Raw genomic sequence first — 16,674 nt, forward strand, 5'->3', positions numbered from 1 at the left:
GCCGTGCCGTTCGATCCGAACGCGCTCGCCCAGGCGCCGCTCGCCACGCCGACGCCCGCGCTCACGGCCGCGTCGGTGAAAGCGCTCGGCATGCGCACGCCGACCACCGCCGAGCCCGGCACGCTCGTGACGGGCGGCCGCCGCCAGACGCTCACGTTCGCCGACTTCGGCGCGCTCGATCCGCTGCAATTGCGCGGCGTCGACGGCCAGAACGGCATCGCCTTTTCGGTGCGCAACGACGAGGTCGTGACCGGCGCGACGCTGCATCTGGTCTACAGCTACTCGCCCGCGCTGCTCGCGAATCTGTCGCAACTCAAGGTGCTCGTGAACGGCGAAGTCGCCGCGACGCTGCCGCTGCCGCACGAGCAGGCCGGCATGCTGGTCGCGCGCGATATCTCGATCGATCCGCGCTTCATCACCGACTTCAACCACCTGAACCTGCAGCTGATCGGCCATTACACGACGCGCTGCGAAGACCCGGCCAACTCGGCGCTCTGGGCGACGGTCAGCAACGCCAGTTCGCTCGATCTGACCTATGCGTCGCTCGCCACCAAGCCGGAACTGGCCGCGCTGCCGGCGCCGTTCTTCGACCGCCGCGACGTGCGCCGCCTCGAACTGCCGTTCGTGTTTGCGCAGAAGCCCGGCAACGCGACGCTCGAAGCGGCCGGCATCGTCGCGTCGTGGTTCGGCTCGCTCGCCGGCTATCGCGGCGCGCTGTTCCCGGCGCAACTCGACAACGCGCCGCTGACGGGCAACGCCGTCGTGTTCGCCACCAGCGACGAGCACCCGGCCGGCGTGACGATTCCCGAGATCAGCGGCCCGACCATTGCCGTGGTCGACCGCGACGCGTCCGCGCACGGCAAGCTGCTGCTCGTGCTCGGGCGCAACGAGGCCGAACTGAAAACCGCCGCGAAGTCGCTCGGCATCGGCCACAGCACGCTGTCGGGCGCGAGCGCGACGATCACGTCGCTGAGCGAGCTCGCGCCGCGCGTGCCGTACGACGCGCCGAACTGGCTGCCGACCCACCGCGCGGTGCGCTTCGGCGAGCTTGCCGATCCGAAAGACCTGACCGTGTTCGGCTACGACGCCGACGCGGTGCGCATCAACATGCGCGTGCCGCCCGACCTGTTCATGTGGCACACGCGCGGCGCGCCGATCGACCTGCGCTACCGCTACACGGTGCGCCCGGCGCGCGACCGCTCCTCGCTGAACGTGAGCGTGAACAACGGCTTCGTGCAGGCGCTGCCGATTCCGGCGCGCGCCGCCTCGATATTCGATCTGAGCCGCTACCTCTCGCTCGTGATGCCCGACGGCACCGCCGACGCGCGCCGCCAGGTGCGCATTCCGCCGCTGCTGCTGACGCCGCGCACGCAACTGCGCCTGCATTTCTACTACGACATTCCGAACACCGGCGAATGCACGGGCCGCCTGCTGCAGAACGTGGTCGGCGCGATCGATCCGAACTCGACCATCGACCTGTCGTCGTTCCCGCACTACATGGCGCTGCCCGATCTGGCCGCGTTCGCCAATAGCGGCTTTCCGTTCACGCGCATGGCGGACCTCTCCGAAACCGCGGTCGTGCTGCCGAACGACGCCGATTCGAGCGACTACAGCCTCTATCTGCTGACCATGGGCCGGATGGGCGAATCGACCGGCTATCCGGTCGCGGGCGTGACCGCCACCCAAGCCGGGGACGTCGACCAGTACGCGGACAAGGACCTGCTCGTGTTCGGCGCGCCGGGCAAGCAGCCGCTGCTGCAACGCTGGGCGAAGTCGATGCCGTTCTCGAGCAGCGGCGACGCGCACACGTTCCAGCTCACCGACCTCGTGTTCAAGCTGCAGGACTGGTGGCACGGCGAGCGCGGCGTCGAACGCGCGCCGGCGCGCGCCGATCTGACGATGGTCAGCTCGAACGGCGCGGCGCTGTTGACCGGCTTCGAATCGCCGTTGCGCAAAGGCCGCAGCGCGGTCGCGCTGGTCAGCGCGGCCGGCCAGTCGGACGCCGACCTGTCGGCGGCGCTGCTCGACGCCGACGTGCTGCCGAAGATTCAAGGCGCGATGGCCGTGATCCACGGCCCCGAGGTGACGATCACATCGAACGGCACCGAGTACTTCGTCGGCCATCTGTCGCCGCAGGAGTATCTGCGCTGGGCGCTCTCCTCGCATCCGATCCTGCTGTTGCTGGGCGGCGTGATCGCCGCGCTGATCATCGCGGGCCTGTGCTATCGGACACTGCGCGCGGTCGCCGCGCGCCGGCTGAAGGATTGATGGAACGGATATGACTCGTATGCGGGTTCGGATCAAGCGGAAAACCTGTTTTGCCATGGCGCTCGGCCTCGCGGCGGCGGCAACCTGCGCGGCGCTGGCGGGTAACGCCGCGGCCGCCCAGAGCGGTGCCGGCGCCGGCGCCGCCGCGTGCGGCGACTGGAGCGCGTATCGCGGCTTCATCGAGCGCTTCATGCAGGCCGACGGCCGGGTGATCGACTACTCGACGCCGGCCCAGCAGACCACCTCGGAAGGCCAGTCGTATGCAATGTTCTTCGCGCTCGTCGCGAACGACCGCGCAACCTTCGACAAACTGCTCGCGTGGACGCGCGCGAATCTCGCCGGCGACCAGTTCGACGCGCGCAACGTGCGGCTGCCCGCCTGGCAATGGGGCAAAAAGCCGGACGGCTCGTACGGCGTGCTCGACCCGAATTCGGCCTCGGACTCCGACCTGTGGATCGCCTACGACCTGCTGCAGGCGGGGCGCCTGTGGCACGACACCGGCTATACGCAGCTCGGCGAGGCGCTCGCCGCGCGCATCGCGCATGACGAAGTGGCGAGCCTGCCCGGCCTCGGGCCGATGCTGCTGCCGGGGCCGCAGGGCTTCAGGGACGGCAACGTCACGCGCCTGAATCCGAGCTATCTGCCGCTGCCGGTGCTGCGCGCGCTCGCGCGCGACATGCCGGACGGCCCGTGGGGCAAGCTCGCCGAGAACGCCTGGCGGTTCGTCAAAACCGTCTCGCCGCAAGGCTTCGCGCCCGACTGGGCGGCCTGGCAGAGCGGTCAGTTCGCCGTCGATCCGAAAAACGGCGACGTCGGCAGCTACGACGCGATCCGCGTCTATCTGTGGGCCGGCCTCGCCGCGCCTGCCGATCCGCTCGCGAAGCCGTGGCTCGCGGCGCTCGGCGGCATGCGCGCCAAGGTCGCGCAGAACGGCTTCCCGCCCGAGAAGATCTCGTCCACCACCGGCGCGGCAAGCGGCGAAGGCCCGCTCAGCTACTGGGGCGCACTCGCGCCGTACTTCAAGGCGCTGGGCGACGAGCACGGCCTCGGCCTCGCGCGCACGCGGCTCGCCGCGCTCGACGCGAGCGTGCCGGGCCGCGAGCCGGTTTACTACGATCGTGTGCTGGGGCTGTTCGGCACGGGATTCATCGACGGCCGCTATCGCTTCGACGAAGCCGGCCGTCTCGTGCCCGCCTGGAGACACGCATGCGACTGAACGCGCTCGCCCTGTCATTGCGCGCCGCGCTCGTCGCCGGCGCAGTGTGTTGTGTGGCCGCCGCCGCGCCGGATGCGCTCGCGCAGGCGTCCAAAGATCCTCTCGCCGTACTGATCGATCAGGGCAAGTACTGGCAGTCGCATCAGCGCGGCGACCTCGCCGAGCAGGCGTGGCAGAAGGTGCTCAGCATCGATCCGAAGCAGCCCGACGCGCTCTTCGGCATGGGCATCGTGCTCGCCGACCGCAAGGACGGCGCCGGCGCGCAGCAGTATCTGGCGCGCCTGAAGGCGGTCGCGCCGAACTATCCGAATCTCGACGAACTGGGCCGCCGGCTCGGCGAAACCAGCCCGCGCGACCAGACCATCAACGACGCGCGCCGGCTCGCGCAAAGCGGCCAGAATGCCAACGCGGTGCGCGAATATCAGCGCGCGCTCGCCGGCAAGCCGGCCACGCCCGAGTTGCAGCTCGAGTACGACCAGGCGCTCTCGGCCACGCCGCAGGGCTGGGACGAAGCGCGCCGCGGGCTCGAACAGCTCGCGCGCGACAACCCCAGCGACCCGCGTTACGCGCTCGCGTTCGCGCAGCATCTGACCTATCGCGACGTCACGCGGCGCGACGGCATCGCGCGCCTGCAGAAGCTCGCGGGCGACACCTCGGTCGGCGCGGCCGCCAGAAAGAGCTGGCGCCAGGCGCTCCTGTGGCTCGACGCGCGGCCCTCCGACGCGGCGCTCTATCAGTCGTATCTGCAAACCGCCGGCGACGACGCCGCCGTCAAGGCGCGCTTCGATTCGATGGTGCAGCAGGACAGCGCGGCGCGCGCCCGCGCCCAGGAAAACGCCGCCGTCGACGCGCGCGGCCGCGTGATCGCCGACGGCTTCGCGGCGCTCGACCGCAACGACGTCGCGACCGCGCGCGCGAAGTTTTCGTCGGTGCTGGCGACGAACCCGAACGACACCGACGCGCTCGGCGGCATGGGCATCGCCGCGCTCAAGCAGGAGCGTTTCGCCGAGGCACGCACCGATCTCGAACGCGCCTCGCGCAACGGCAATCCGGCGCGCTGGAAAACCGCGCTCGACAGCGCGACCTACTGGACCTACACGAGCGACGCGATCGGCGCGCGCAGCAACGGCGAGTTCGCGAAGGCGAAGTCGCTGTTCGAGCGCGCGATCGCCCTGAATCCCGCCGACGTCACCGCCCAGGTGCAGCTCGGCGAAATGCTGCTCGCGAACGGCGACCCGGCCGGCGCCGAGCAGGCCTACCGGATGGCGCTGCGCCGCCAGGCCGACAACCCCGATGCGATTCGCGGGCTCGTCGGCGCGCTGGCCGCGCAGGGCCGCGGCGACGAAGCCTTGCAGTTCGCCAATCAGTTGAACGCGGAACAGCAGTCGAAGGTCGGCGGCGTCGACCGTCTGCGCGGCGAAGCGCAAGCGGCGCAGGCGCGCGCGGCCGAAGCGCGCGGCGATCTCGGCAGCGCGCGCAGCCTGTTCGAGGACGCGCTGCTCAACAAGCCCGACGACCCGTGGCTGCGGCTCGACCTCGCGCGCATCTACGTGCGCGAGGGGGCGGTCGCGAACGCGCGCAGCATGATGGACGGCCTCGTCGCCGCGCATCCCGAGATGACCGACGCGCTCTACGCGAGCGCGCTGCTCTGCGCCGAAACGCAGGACTGGTCGACCGGTCTCGCGCAGCTCGAGCGCGTGCCGGCCGCGCAGCGCACCGCCGCGATGACGGCCTTGCAGCATCGGCTGTGGGTGCATCAGCAGGCCGAACTGGCGGCGCGCATGGCGCGCAGCGGTCAGACGCAGCAGGCCATCGCGACGCTGCGCGCGGCCGAGCCGCTGGCCGGCAACAGCCCCGAGCTGATCGGCGTGATCGCCGGCGCGGACCAGCAGGCCGGCGATCCGGCCCGCGCGCTCGGCCTCGTGCGCGGCGCGATGAACGCGGCGCCCGGGAACACCGATCTGCTGCTGCAATACGCCGGCATTCTGTCGGCAACCGGGCAGCAGGCCGAACTCGGCATGGTGATGCGCCGTCTGCAAACGCTGCAATTGACGCCGCAGCAGCGCGTCGACTTCGGCAATCTCAATGTCGGCATCGTCGTGCGCCAGGCCGATGCGGTGCGCCAGCGCGGCGACCTCGCAAGCGCCTACGAAGTGATCGCGCCGTGGCTCGCCGCGATGCCCGACAACCCCGATCTGCAGGCCGCGCTCGGCCGCATGTACGCGAGCGCCGGCGACGACCGCAACGCGCTCGCGAGCTACCGCGTCGCGCTGCAGCGCCGCCCCGACGACCTGAACCTCGTGCAGGCGGCGATCTCGGCCGCCTCCGGCGCGAAGCAGTTCGGCTACGCCGAGGGGCTCGCGAAGCAGGTGCTCGCCGCCGCGCCCAACGATCCGGGCGTACTCGCCACGGTCGGCCGCATGTATCGCGCCGAGGGCAAGCTGTCGCTCGCGTCGACCTATCTGCAACGCTCGCTCGTCGCGGCCAATACGCCGCTTGCGGCAAGCGCGCCCCGCAACGGCGCGGCCGGCAACGTGCCGCGCGGCTGGGAAGCGGCGATGCGCCAGATCGGCGCGACGCCGCTGCCGGGCACCAATCCGTTCGAAGGCAAAACGGCGCTCGCCGGCTCGACCGATGCCGCCGACGCCGCGCAAGCCGCGCCTCCGTTCTCCAACACGCAGTCTTCCTTGCCGACGCAGACCGTGCCGAACTATCTGCCGCCTCCTCAGCCCGCGCCGTATGTTGCACCGTACGTTGCGCCTTATAACGCGCCTTATAGCGCACCTGCCGCGCCCTATGCGGCGCCCGCGCAGGCTTATCCGAATCCCGCGCCGTACAGCGCGCCCCGCTCGGACGCCGAACTCGGCGGCTATGGGCAGGAAGCTTATGGATCGAGCCAGTCGGGCGCGCCGTTGCAGCCTTATCCGGGCCAGGGACAGGCTCAGGGTGCGATGCCGCCGTTGCCGCAGCAGCCGTACAACGCGGGCTATGCGCAGCAGCCACAGCCTTATCCGCAGCAACCCTATCCGCAACAGCAGCAACCTTACGGACAACAGCCTTACGGCGCGCAGGACGGCTACTACGCGGCGACGCCGTGGCCGATGTCGCCGGCGGCACGCGAAGCGCAGGCCAATGCCGGATCGATGCAGCCTTATGCACCGGCACGCACGGCCGCGAACCCGGCGCGCGGCAGCGCGAAAAAGAGCCCGGCGCAAGCGCGCCGCAATGCGCCGGTGTATGCGCAGCAACAGCAGGGTTACGCGCCGCAGCCCTATCAGCCGTACCAGCCTTATCCGCAACAGCCGTACGGACAGCAGCCGTATCAACCCTACCCGCAGCAGTATCCGAACCAAGGCTATTACGCGCAGCAGCCCTATATTCCGCAGCCGCCGACCGGCTACGCGCAACCGTACTATCCGCCCGGCACGCAACCCGCCAACCCGCAGCCGAACGTCGCGAACGCGCAGACGCTCGGCGTTGCCGAAGAGCTCGCGCAGGTCAACCGCGAGCAGGCCAGCACCGTGTCGGGCGGCCTCGTGTTCCGCAATCGCTCGGGCGAGGACGGGCTGTCTTCGGTCACCGACATCGAGGCGCCGATCCAGGGGCGCATCAAGGCCGGCAACGGTCACGTCGTCGTCACGGCGACGCCCGTCACGCTCGACGCGGGCACCGCCTCGACCAGCACCTCGACGCTCGCGCGCTTCGGCTCGGGGCTGTCCACGCCGGGCGGCGCGACCAACGCGGTCGCCGGCAACAACACCTACGGCAGTCAGACCGCGAGCGGCGTGGGCCTCTCGGTCGGCTACGAGAGCCGCAGCATCAGCGGCGATATCGGCGTGACGCCGATCGGCTTCCGCGAGACCAACATCGTCGGCGGCGCGCAGTACAACGGCGGCATCACCGACAAGGTCTCGTACTCGCTCGCCGTCGCGCGGCGCGCGGTGACCGACAGCCTGCTGTCCTACGCGGGCGCGCGCGATTCGGGCGCGGGCCTCGAATGGGGCGGCGTCACCTCGACCGGCGGGCGCGCCGCCCTCGCCTGGGACGACGGCACGAGCGGCCTCTACGTGAACGCGGGCTACCAGTACTACAGCGGCAACAACGTGCCGAGCAACAACGCGATCAAGGGCGGCGGCGGCGTATATACCCGCCTGCTGAAGGACGCGGACCAGACGCTCACGGTCGGCGTGAACACGACGCTGATGGGCTACAACCGCAACCTGTCGTACTTCACGTACGGCCAGGGCGGCTACTTCAGTCCGCAGCAGTACGTGATCCTGAATCTGCCGGTCGAATGGACCGGCCGCGAAGGATTGTTCACCTACGACGTGAAGGGCTCGATCGGCGTGCAGCACTATCGCCAGGACGCGTCGAACTACTTCCCGACCGACCCGACCCGCCAGGCCACGGCGGCCGCGTTCGCGAACTCGCTCGGCAACCTCGACAGCAACGCGGTCTACCCGGGCCAGAGCAAGACCGGCGTGTCGTATTCGATCAGCGCGGTGGGCGAATATCAACTCGCGCCACAGCTCGCGTTCGGAGCCACCGCTTCGCTCGGTAATGCTTATGAATATCGCGAGTGGCTTGCGGCCGTCTACGTGCGCTACAGCTTCAGCAAGCAGACGGGCTTGCAGCCGTTCCCGCCGACGCCGCTCACGTCGCAGTATCTGTCGCTGTCGAATTGATGGCGTTGAGGGATGTGCGCCAGGGTGAGCGGTCGGGATTGAACCCGGCCGCTCACGCTCACGGGCTCAGAACTTGGTGTTGATGCCGATCCGGGCCAGCGCCTGCGTGGCGCCGCTGGAAGCGCCGTTCGGATCGAGCACGCCGTTGATCTGTGCGTTCGCGCCGCTATTGGCGCGCTGATAAACCCCGGCGACGTAAACGAGCGTGCGTTTGGAAAGCGAATATTGCAGCGCCGCGGACACCTGATGAGCATGATTGTCGTCAAGCTCCGCATTACCCTTCATATAGGCATAGCTTGCGCCGAGCGATAACGCAGGCGTGATCTGGTACACGCCACCCGCCTGCCCCATCCAGATGCCGCCGCCGTTGATGGAATTGCGCACGGTCGTGAACAGCACCTTGGTCGTGAAAGCGCCGAAGACATAGCGAGTCCCGACGCCCCAGTTCCGCACACTCGTTCCGGCCACGCCGCCTACGGGCCCGTACTTCTCGTTGGTGTACGCGGCGCCGATCGCGAACGGTCCATGGGCATAGTTCAGTCCCGCGCTGACCGTGTTGTTGGCGCCGATAGAGCCGGCAATGTTGCCGAATCCATACATCGCTCCACCGGTGAATCCGCCCAGATTCGCGCTCGTATACTTCACCGAGTTAGCCACGCGATTGCTGCCCGCGACCCTGTCCCAGTCGAATGCACCGGTGGGATTGTCCGGAATCGCCAGCTTCTGGAACGGACCGTTGCGAGCGCCATAGAGACCGGCCAGGTCCATCGCCGTATCGACGCTGCCGAATAGCGAGTCCACCATGAAATCGTACTGATTGCCGAGCTTGATGCTGCCGAACCTGTCGTTCTGCAGTCCCACATAGGCTTCGCGGGCAAAAATTCCACCGCCGATCATCGCCCCGCTGCCGAGCGAGAACTGATTGACGAGGCGGAATATCGCGTGATTGCCGCCGCCGAGGTCTTCGCTACCCTGCAGGCCGAACAGGTTCGGCGTGAAAATCCCGTCGTCGAACTTGAAGTTCTTGCTGCCTCCTTCGTTGCTCACGTAGGTGACGCCTGCGTCGATCAGGCCGAACAGGTTCACGCTGCTTTGCGCGGAAGCGCCCGTGGCGACCGACGCCAGCGCCAGCATACAGATAGACTTTTTCATTCGATCTCCAATGTCTCCAAGTTATCTGGTTTTCCAGAAGTTTTTATTTTTGCTACGTCATACTGATCTTTTTGATGCCTCCTTGTGCCCGACGCACGCGGCGAGAGCGTAAACATCCTCTGTCTTGCCGGACAGGCACGGCCATCCTGGATGGCCGTGCCGCCAGCCTGCGCGGATCGACGCGCTTATATCGATCTGAACAGCGGGCTTTTCGCGAGCGCTTCCGCGCCGTCCGCATTGCTGAGGAACTTCTCCGTATAGATGTCGCGTTCGAACAGTTGCCCTTGCATCAAGGCTCGGATCGACGCTTCGATCATGACGGGCGGCCCGCACAGATACGCCTTGTGGCCGCGAAAATCGCCGGCGAAATGCGCCTTGGCCGCCTCGTGGACAAAGCCGCGATAGCCGTCCCATGCGCTGTCGGCTGCCTCGTTCGAGAGCGCCGGCACGTAAGTGAAATTCGCGTGGCGCTTGGCGAGATCGAGAAACTCGTCGTGGTAGTACAACTCCAAGCGATCGCGTGCGCCGTACACGAGCGTGATCGGCCGCGTATCGCCCTGCTCCAGCAGATCGAGCAGCATCGAGCGCGGGCTCGACAAGCCCGAGCCGCCGGCAATCAGAATCACCGGTTGCGGGTCCGAGGCGCGTACGAAGAAGCGCCCGAACGGTCCGCTAAAACGCAGCTCGTCGCCGGGCTTCAGTGCTTCGTGCAGATAGCCGGTGCCCTTGCCGCCGGGCACGCGCCGCACGTTCAACTCGATCAGCGTCGACGATCCCGGCTTGCCGGCCAGCGAAAACGCACGCGGCATGTCCTCCCCCGGAATCTGCACGTTCACGTACTGCCCGGCCTGGAACTCGATGCCCTCGCCGTCCAGTTCGACGAAGATGCCTTTGATCGTCGGCGTCAGATCGACGCTGTCCTTCACGCGGCCCGCAAAGTCCTGCACCGGATAGTGGCGCGCGTCCGGGTCTTCGTCGATATCGGCTTCGATCGTCAGATCCGATTGCGCGGTCGCGCAGCATGCGAGGCACTTGCGTTCGTCGCGCTCGAAATCCATCAGCGCGAACGGCGACGCGTTGCCGTGCTCGATCTCGCCATCGACAACCTGCACCTTGCACGTCGCGCACAAACCGTGGCAGCACGCATGCGGCAGCCACACCCCGGCGCGCAGGCAGGCGTCGAGAATGGTCTGGTCTTCGCGAATCTCGATGCTGTGACCGATTGGCTCGATGGTTAGCTGATAACTCATGTCAGCATCTCCCTTTCATCGTTACAGGAATCCTCGGCCTAGCTGCACGAGCCGTGAATACCGGTCAGGCCCGGCGTGCGAAAGCGGATCACCGACTTGTGCCGCAGGCCGTTTTCTTCGAGCGTGCGATCGAACGCCGGCGTGAAACGCTGGTTCGAGCTGAACCATTCGATTTCGTCGAGCTTGACCTTCTCCCAGTCGGGATGCGCCGAGTAGATGCCCGGCAGCACGTCGTTCGCGAGCGTCGCGAACGTCATCGACGGCGACACCGGAATGCAATGCGGTGCACAGAACATCAAATGATCTTCCCAGCCGATAAACAGCAGCCGGTTGCCGTGAAAGTTTTCCTCACGGTCTTTCACTTCGCCCTGGTAGCCTTCATTGAGCGCAATAACTGACATGGTGTATCTCCTTCTGATTCAATCGGCGCGGGCCAGCGTCACGCGGCCTGCGCGGCCGCTGTGTCCTGCGCATTCGCCGCGGCGCTTTCCGCGGTTTCCTCGCCGCCGTGACTCGGCTTGCCGGTCCAGCGCAGCCAGTTCTTCCGGTCGGGCGAATCCTCGAACTCGTGGCCGTCCTCGCCGACGTTGATGTGGTAGTAGCGCAGTACTTCGGCAAGCGGATTGAAGTCGGCCGCGCTCGGGTCCGCGTCCGGCTCGAAACAGTTGCCCTGGTAGATCTGATGCACGGGCAACCACGCCTGCACGTATTTCTCCGGCTCGTTGTCGAAGATGTCCTTGCAGCCGTCCGAGCAGAAGTGGTACTTGTTGCCGAGATAGTCGCTTTCGCGGTAGCAGATCTTGGTCGGATCGTCGGGCTCGGTGAAGGCCATCGGAATCTGGCAGATCTGGCACAGCATCGGCAGCGTGTTGTTGTAGAAGCGCTTGCCCTGTTTCTGCTGCTCGCGCCAGTACTCGAAACGCGGCCGGTAGAGTTTGTCGAAGGTGGCCGGATATTTTTCGGCGAGCCACGCCATTTCGTCGTCGGACGGAATCCACGTATGCATCGCCGCCGCATGCGTGTAGTTGTAGAAAATGCCCCACGCCTCGTGCGAAATGCGGTCCTTTTCCTTGGCCGCGACCTCGTGATACTTCGGCATGCGAATGCCGTAGCGTTCGAGATCATGGAACAGCGCGCCGCCGTTCTTCTCGAAGTAGGTTTCCCACGCTTCCTGCCACGACATGATGCGCTTGGGCAGCATGTAGTCCATCATCATCGCGACGAGCGTGAGCAGGCGGTAGCCGCGCCAGAACCATTTGTCGACCCACTTCTGGATGATCGGCACGTTGCCCGGGTCCTGTTCGAGCAGGAACTTCACGACTTCGAGGCCGAGCGTCATATGGCGCGACTCGTCCGATTGCGCGGAAAAGCCGAACGTGACCGTCGCCATGTCGCCGTTGAATGCGGCGCCCGACATGAACGGCATGAACAGCAGATTGGTCAGCACGTATTCGAACGAGAACGAGATCGCGGTGACGAACTCGAATGGGCCGGCACTCATCGCGTCTTCGAAATACGACTTCGGCACCGACAGATACCAGACCCGGTCGTGCATGTGCTTGAAGTCGTGGAAGCCGTTGAAGAACTTGTTGTAGTGGCTGATCGTGTGGACCTGCGTCTGCGCGTGGCGCAATTCGTCAATGGCCTGCATCTGGCAGGCAATCCGCGCGCCGGCGCCGCGGAAATTGCGCCCGGCCAGCGCGAAGCCGCGGTGCGCCGCATATTCGAGCGGACTCACGCCGGTCAGAAACAGCTTCAGCGCATTGATATAGCGCGGGTCGGTCACGTTGAACTGGCCGTTGTTCTGCTGGAACGCGTCGATGATCGCGTAGAGCTTGCGTTCCTTTTCGCCCTGATACTTCCAGTAGGCGTCCATGGTCAGACGGAACGGGTCTTCCCATTTGTCCCAGTCGTGGACCTTGATGCCTTCGAAGCGGTCGTACGGAAAAATTTCATCCATCGGCTGATAGGTGGTCTCCCAGCCGAGGCCGCGCGTCAGCATCGCGTAGTTTTCCTTGATGCTCAGTTTTTTCGGTGCTGCGTTCGTGGTGCTCATCGTGTATCTCCCATATCGATCGGAGCCAGCGCTTCAGCGCTGACTCCGATGCGATTCATCGTGCCCGTTCAGGCCTTCCATTCAAGAATGAATTCGTCGTCGGTCTCGTCGATATTGCCGCCGAGCGAGATCAGATTGAGTTGCAACTCGCGCAGATCGAATGCGCGGCCGATGCGCTCCTCGATCGACTCGCGCCGGATTACGAGCCGGCCGACCGCGTCGATCTTGACCATCGCCGGAAACGCGTTGACCACCGCATGCGGGTTGTCCGCTTCGATCGCCTCGATGATCGGACGCGAATCGTCGTTGGTCTGAAACGCGATAAAGACGGAATCAGCCATGCTGGGTCTCCTGGGCCGGTTGTTGCGCCGCGAGCGGCACGCCCTGCTTGCGCACGCGCGCATCGAATGCCTCGGCGATCTCGCGCAAGGCGGCATCGGCGGCTTCGCGGCCCAGTGCTTCGAGCGCGAGCGGCCGCAAGGCATCGAGCACACGCGCTTGCCACTTCGCGACCCACTGGCCGAGCAGCGCGGCGTTTTCCGCGGACTCCGACGCCGCGGTCTTCACCGTCGCATCGACCCAGCGGCTCGTCTCGTCGAACCATGCGCTCGCGAACTCGTTCAGCATGCCGAGCGCCGCGCCGTATTCGCGCGACAGACGCGCGTCGATATGGCGATACACGAGCGGATACAGCAAGCCGTCGAGCACGACGTTCTGCGCGACATAGGTCTCGAACCAGTCCTTCACGACCATCGTGTCCTCGGCCACGCGGCGCAGGCCTTGCCACATCGGATCGTCGAGCCACCGCTGTTTGCCCTCGACAAGCGAGGTGCCCGCATTGCCGTCGAGCAGCAGACCGATACGCGAGAGGTACTGCGCGATACCGAGCCGGTCCATCGAATGGAACATCGTCGCCTGCGTGATCGCCGTGCCCCAGCCGTAGCCGGTCACGAAGCAGTTATTCGTATTGGCGGCCCATTCGACGTGGCGCAGCGGCACCATCAAGGCGGCGATACGCGCTTTCGCGTCGTCGGGCAGATCGCTGAAAAGCCGGCGGCGCGTCACGAACTCGATGTTCTTTTCCATCGTGTCCTGCTGCCGCGCCCGCGCGATCGTATAGGCGCCGTAGTAGTACTGACGCGGGTCCTTGAACGCGTACCAGTCGTTCATCACGATCGCGGTGCGGCCCTTGTCGTAGAGCGCAAGGCCGGGTTCCCACAGCGGCCGGTAGTGAAAGTTGGTTTCGGGCTGCAATTCCAGCGTCGCTTCCTGGTAGCGCGAAGCCGGCTTGTCCGCGCCGAGCCGTCTCGCGACATGCGAGAAGGTCTGTCGGATCTGCTGGACCGAGGATGTTTTGATGTCGATCTGCATGGAGCAATCTCCTTTGTTCATTGTCTGTTGCAACGCGCGGGCCCTTGCCCGCGCGTCATTCGGCAAGACCCGGCTGTCCGTAGCGCCACTTGAGCTGTTCGAGGTCCAGCGCCTCGGCTTCGTCGTCGCTCAGATGGAACACGCGATGGGTCGCGCAAAAGGACTCGTAGTCCGGTGCGCTCATCACGAGTTCGACGCTCAGGCCCGGATCGCCGATCGAAAAATCGAACTCGACGAAACCGTCGTCGCGACGTTCCCGGACGCGGACATAGCGCCGCGTCACGTCGAAATCTCGCGGCACGGGTTCGGCCGGGGGGTGATGCAGGGGCATCGCTCTCTCCTCATGGTTCTGCGTTGTGCTTCACTGCACGCTTTCGTCAAAATGCATAGCAGCGCGCCTATTCATGCAATGGCCATGCCAACGCGTGCTGGAAAGCCGCCCGGCGCGCGGCGAAAGGCGCACAATCCCTTATGAATCAAGGGAAAAACGCGCGAAAAAAATTTCCGGGACGAAGGCGGCAAGCGCCGTGCGCCGCGTGGCGTTAGATCAAATGATCGAAATCGCCCCGTTGCGAGCGTGATAAAGCCGATCAAATCGGCATACGGGAACACCCGGGGCGTGCCGACCTGCGATTCTCGATGCAGCCATGCGCGCGGCATTGCATACTGACGGCCGGCACCTGCCGGCGAAAAACTCATGCAGTCGTTGGAGAAGAATTGCGATGGTCACCCGAATCAAGTCCGCGGAGCATCCGCACATGTCGATGGTCTCGCCGAAAGGCGCCTGCGTGGACAGCCTGCGCTATCCCGACATCGCGGATCTCATGTCGCGCCTGCACTTCTCGCCTGGCGACGGGCGCATCTGGCTCGGCGATCAGCGCATGCTGCTCGTGCATGCGGGCTCGGTCGGCGCGATGCGGCGCGAGCTGATCGACAGTCTCGGCCTCGACGCGGCGCGCGGCCTGCTCACGCGCATGGGCTACAACTCGGGCGCGCGCGACGCGGAACTCGCGCGCAAGGCGCGCCCCGACAGCTCGATCACCGAGATGTTCGCGGTCGGCCCGCAACTGCATATGCTCGAAGGCGTGACCGTGGTCGAGCCGGTGCGGCTCGAACTCGATGTCGAAAAAGGTCAGTACTACGGCGAATTCGTCTGGAAGAACTGCGCGGAAGACGAGGAGCATATCCGCACCTACGGCATCGGTGCGGAGCCGGTCTGCTGGACGCAGATCGGTTATGCGTCCGGCTATACGAGCGTATTCATGGGGCGTCCGATCGTCTATCGCGAGGTCGAGTGCCGCGCGCTCGGACAACCGCAATGCCGGATCGTCGGCAAGCCGGTCGAGGAATGGGGCGACGAAGCCGCGGACGATCTGCGTTTCATGCAGGCGCAGTCGTTCACGCAGGGGCTGTCGGCGGGCGCGGCGAAACGTGACATACAACGCGACATGCCGCACGACACGCAACATGACGCGCGGCGCGAAGCGAAGGGCAATGCGAACCTCGCCATGTTCGGCGACACGCGCCCACCCACGCCCACCGCGTTCGACGACGACAACATGGTCGGCGCATCGCCCGGCTTCAACGCGGTCTGCCATATGATCCGGCGCGTCGCGAACACGCGCGCGACCGTGCTGTTTCTCGGCGAGAGCGGCGTCGGCAAGGAAGTGTGCGCGCGCACGCTGCATCGGATCAGCGGCTGCGGCAACGGCCCGTTCGTCGCGGTCAACTGCGCGGCGATTCCGGAAGCGCTGGTCGAGTCGGAACTGTTCGGCGTCGAGCGCGGCGGCTTCACCGATGCGACGCAAAGCCGGCCCGGCCGCTTCGAGCGCGCCGACGGCGGCACGCTGTTTCTCGACGAGATCGGCATTCTGAGCCTGACCGCGCAGGGCAAGCTGCTGCGCGCGCTGCAGGAAGGCGAGATCGAACGGGTTGGCGATACGCAGACGCGCCGCGTCAACGTGCGCGTGATCGCGGCCACGAACCTCGATCTGAAGGACGAGATTCGCGCGGGCCGCTTCCGGGAAGACCTGTATTTCCGCCTCAACGTGTTTCCGATTCGCGTGCCGTCGCTGCGCGAGCGGCGCGAGGATCTGCCGGTGCTGCTCAATCACATGCTGCACAAGTATCGCGAACGTCATGCGCGCGACGTGACCGGCTTCACGGGCCGCGCGCTCGACGCGCTGCTGAGCTATGGCTGGCCCGGCAATATCCGCGAGATGGAGAACCTCGTCGAGCGCGGCGTGATTCTTGCGCCCGACGGCGGCGCGATCGATATCGGCCATCTGTTCACGAGCGGCGAAACGATCGACGCGCAGATGTTCGGCCTCGGCATCAACGGCTCGTTGATGCCCTCGGACTCGTTGCTCGATCAGAAAGCGGCCGCCGATGGCGAGGTCGAACGCGTCGTCAGAAAAGTGAATGACCTGCTGATGGGCGCGAGCGGCGAGATCGAGCCGACTTCGCTCGACGATATCGAAACCGCGCTGCTGAAAAGCGCGGTGCAGCGCGCGCAGGGCAATCTGTCGGCGGCCGCGCGCACGCTCGGGATTACGCGTCCGCAGCTCGTCTACCGGTTGAAGACCCGGGGGCTGCGGGTATAGGCCAGGAGCGGGCGAAGAACGCACGAAGAGCGAACGACGCGTCGACCCGCGGCAGGCGCCGGCCGGGTTTGCG

At 66.2% G+C, this 16,674-nt stretch carries 11 protein-coding genes; 4 read left to right on the plus strand and 7 right to left on the minus strand.

Going from position 1 to position 16,674, the window contains the following annotated elements; all coding sequences use genetic code 11:
* From bcsB to G3N58_RS23410, 3 genes are all read left to right on the plus strand, one after another.
* Positions 1-2,268: cellulose biosynthesis cyclic di-GMP-binding regulatory protein BcsB (gene bcsB, locus G3N58_RS23400; protein WP_206000330.1), on the plus strand; the 2,268-nt coding region annotated here is incomplete at its 5' end.
* 19 nt (positions 2,269-2,287) lie between these two features.
* Positions 2,288-3,484, plus strand: coding sequence for a cellulose synthase complex periplasmic endoglucanase BcsZ (gene bcsZ / locus G3N58_RS23405; protein ID WP_206000331.1), 1,197 nt, complete (start codon positions 2,288-2,290; stop codon positions 3,482-3,484).
* On the plus strand, positions 3,475-8,169 hold the full coding sequence (locus G3N58_RS23410) for a cellulose synthase subunit BcsC-related outer membrane protein (RefSeq protein WP_206000332.1): 4,695 nt from the start codon (positions 3,475-3,477) through the stop codon (positions 8,167-8,169). Before bcsZ ends, G3N58_RS23410 begins: the two co-directional genes overlap by 10 nt.
* Positions 8,170-8,235: 66 nt before the next feature.
* Here the strand turns inward: G3N58_RS23410 and G3N58_RS23415 are convergent, their stop codons facing one another.
* The 7 genes from G3N58_RS23415 to G3N58_RS23445 all read right to left on the minus strand — a co-directional run bounded on the left by G3N58_RS23415 (position 8,236) and on the right by G3N58_RS23445 (position 14,329).
* Positions 8,236-9,321: a porin gene (locus G3N58_RS23415; protein WP_167284845.1), complete on the minus strand. Its 1,086-nt coding sequence runs from the start codon at positions 9,319-9,321 to the stop codon at positions 8,236-8,238.
* A gap of 185 nt (positions 9,322-9,506) precedes the next feature.
* Positions 9,507-10,571, minus strand: a complete 1,065-nt coding sequence (locus tag G3N58_RS23420; RefSeq protein WP_167043935.1) for a phenol 2-monooxygenase domain-containing protein — start codon at positions 10,569-10,571, stop codon at positions 9,507-9,509.
* A 38-nt stretch (positions 10,572-10,609) separates the two neighbouring features.
* Complete coding sequence (locus G3N58_RS23425; protein ID WP_167043932.1) at positions 10,610-10,972, minus strand: phenol hydroxylase subunit P4; 363 nt, start codon at positions 10,970-10,972, stop codon at positions 10,610-10,612.
* A gap of 38 nt (positions 10,973-11,010) precedes the next feature.
* On the minus strand, positions 11,011-12,627 hold the full coding sequence (locus tag G3N58_RS23430) for an aromatic/alkene/methane monooxygenase hydroxylase/oxygenase subunit alpha (protein WP_167284842.1): 1,617 nt from the start codon (positions 12,625-12,627) through the stop codon (positions 11,011-11,013).
* Positions 12,628-12,695: 68 nt separating this feature from the next.
* On the minus strand, positions 12,696-12,968 hold the full coding sequence (locus G3N58_RS23435) for an MmoB/DmpM family protein (protein WP_167043926.1): 273 nt from the start codon (positions 12,966-12,968) through the stop codon (positions 12,696-12,698).
* Positions 12,961-13,998, minus strand: a complete 1,038-nt coding sequence (locus tag G3N58_RS23440; protein WP_206000333.1) for an aromatic/alkene monooxygenase hydroxylase subunit beta — start codon at positions 13,996-13,998, stop codon at positions 12,961-12,963. The genes G3N58_RS23435 and G3N58_RS23440 overlap by 8 nt, the downstream gene beginning before the upstream one ends.
* Positions 13,999-14,053: 55 nt before the next feature.
* The gene (locus G3N58_RS23445; protein WP_167043920.1) at positions 14,054-14,329 is read right to left on the minus strand and encodes a phenol hydroxylase subunit; all 276 of its coding nucleotides are present in this window, start codon (positions 14,327-14,329) and stop codon (positions 14,054-14,056) included.
* A gap of 391 nt (positions 14,330-14,720) precedes the next feature.
* On the opposite strand from G3N58_RS23445, the gene G3N58_RS23450 reads away from it, so the two are divergent.
* On the plus strand, positions 14,721-16,601 hold the full coding sequence (locus G3N58_RS23450; protein WP_240159050.1) for a sigma-54-dependent Fis family transcriptional regulator: 1,881 nt from the start codon (positions 14,721-14,723) through the stop codon (positions 16,599-16,601).
* Positions 16,602-16,674 lie beyond the last annotated feature (73 nt).

This window comes from Paraburkholderia sp. Ac-20342 (assembly GCF_017104985.1).
Taxonomy (GTDB): domain Bacteria; phylum Pseudomonadota; class Gammaproteobacteria; order Burkholderiales; family Burkholderiaceae; genus Paraburkholderia.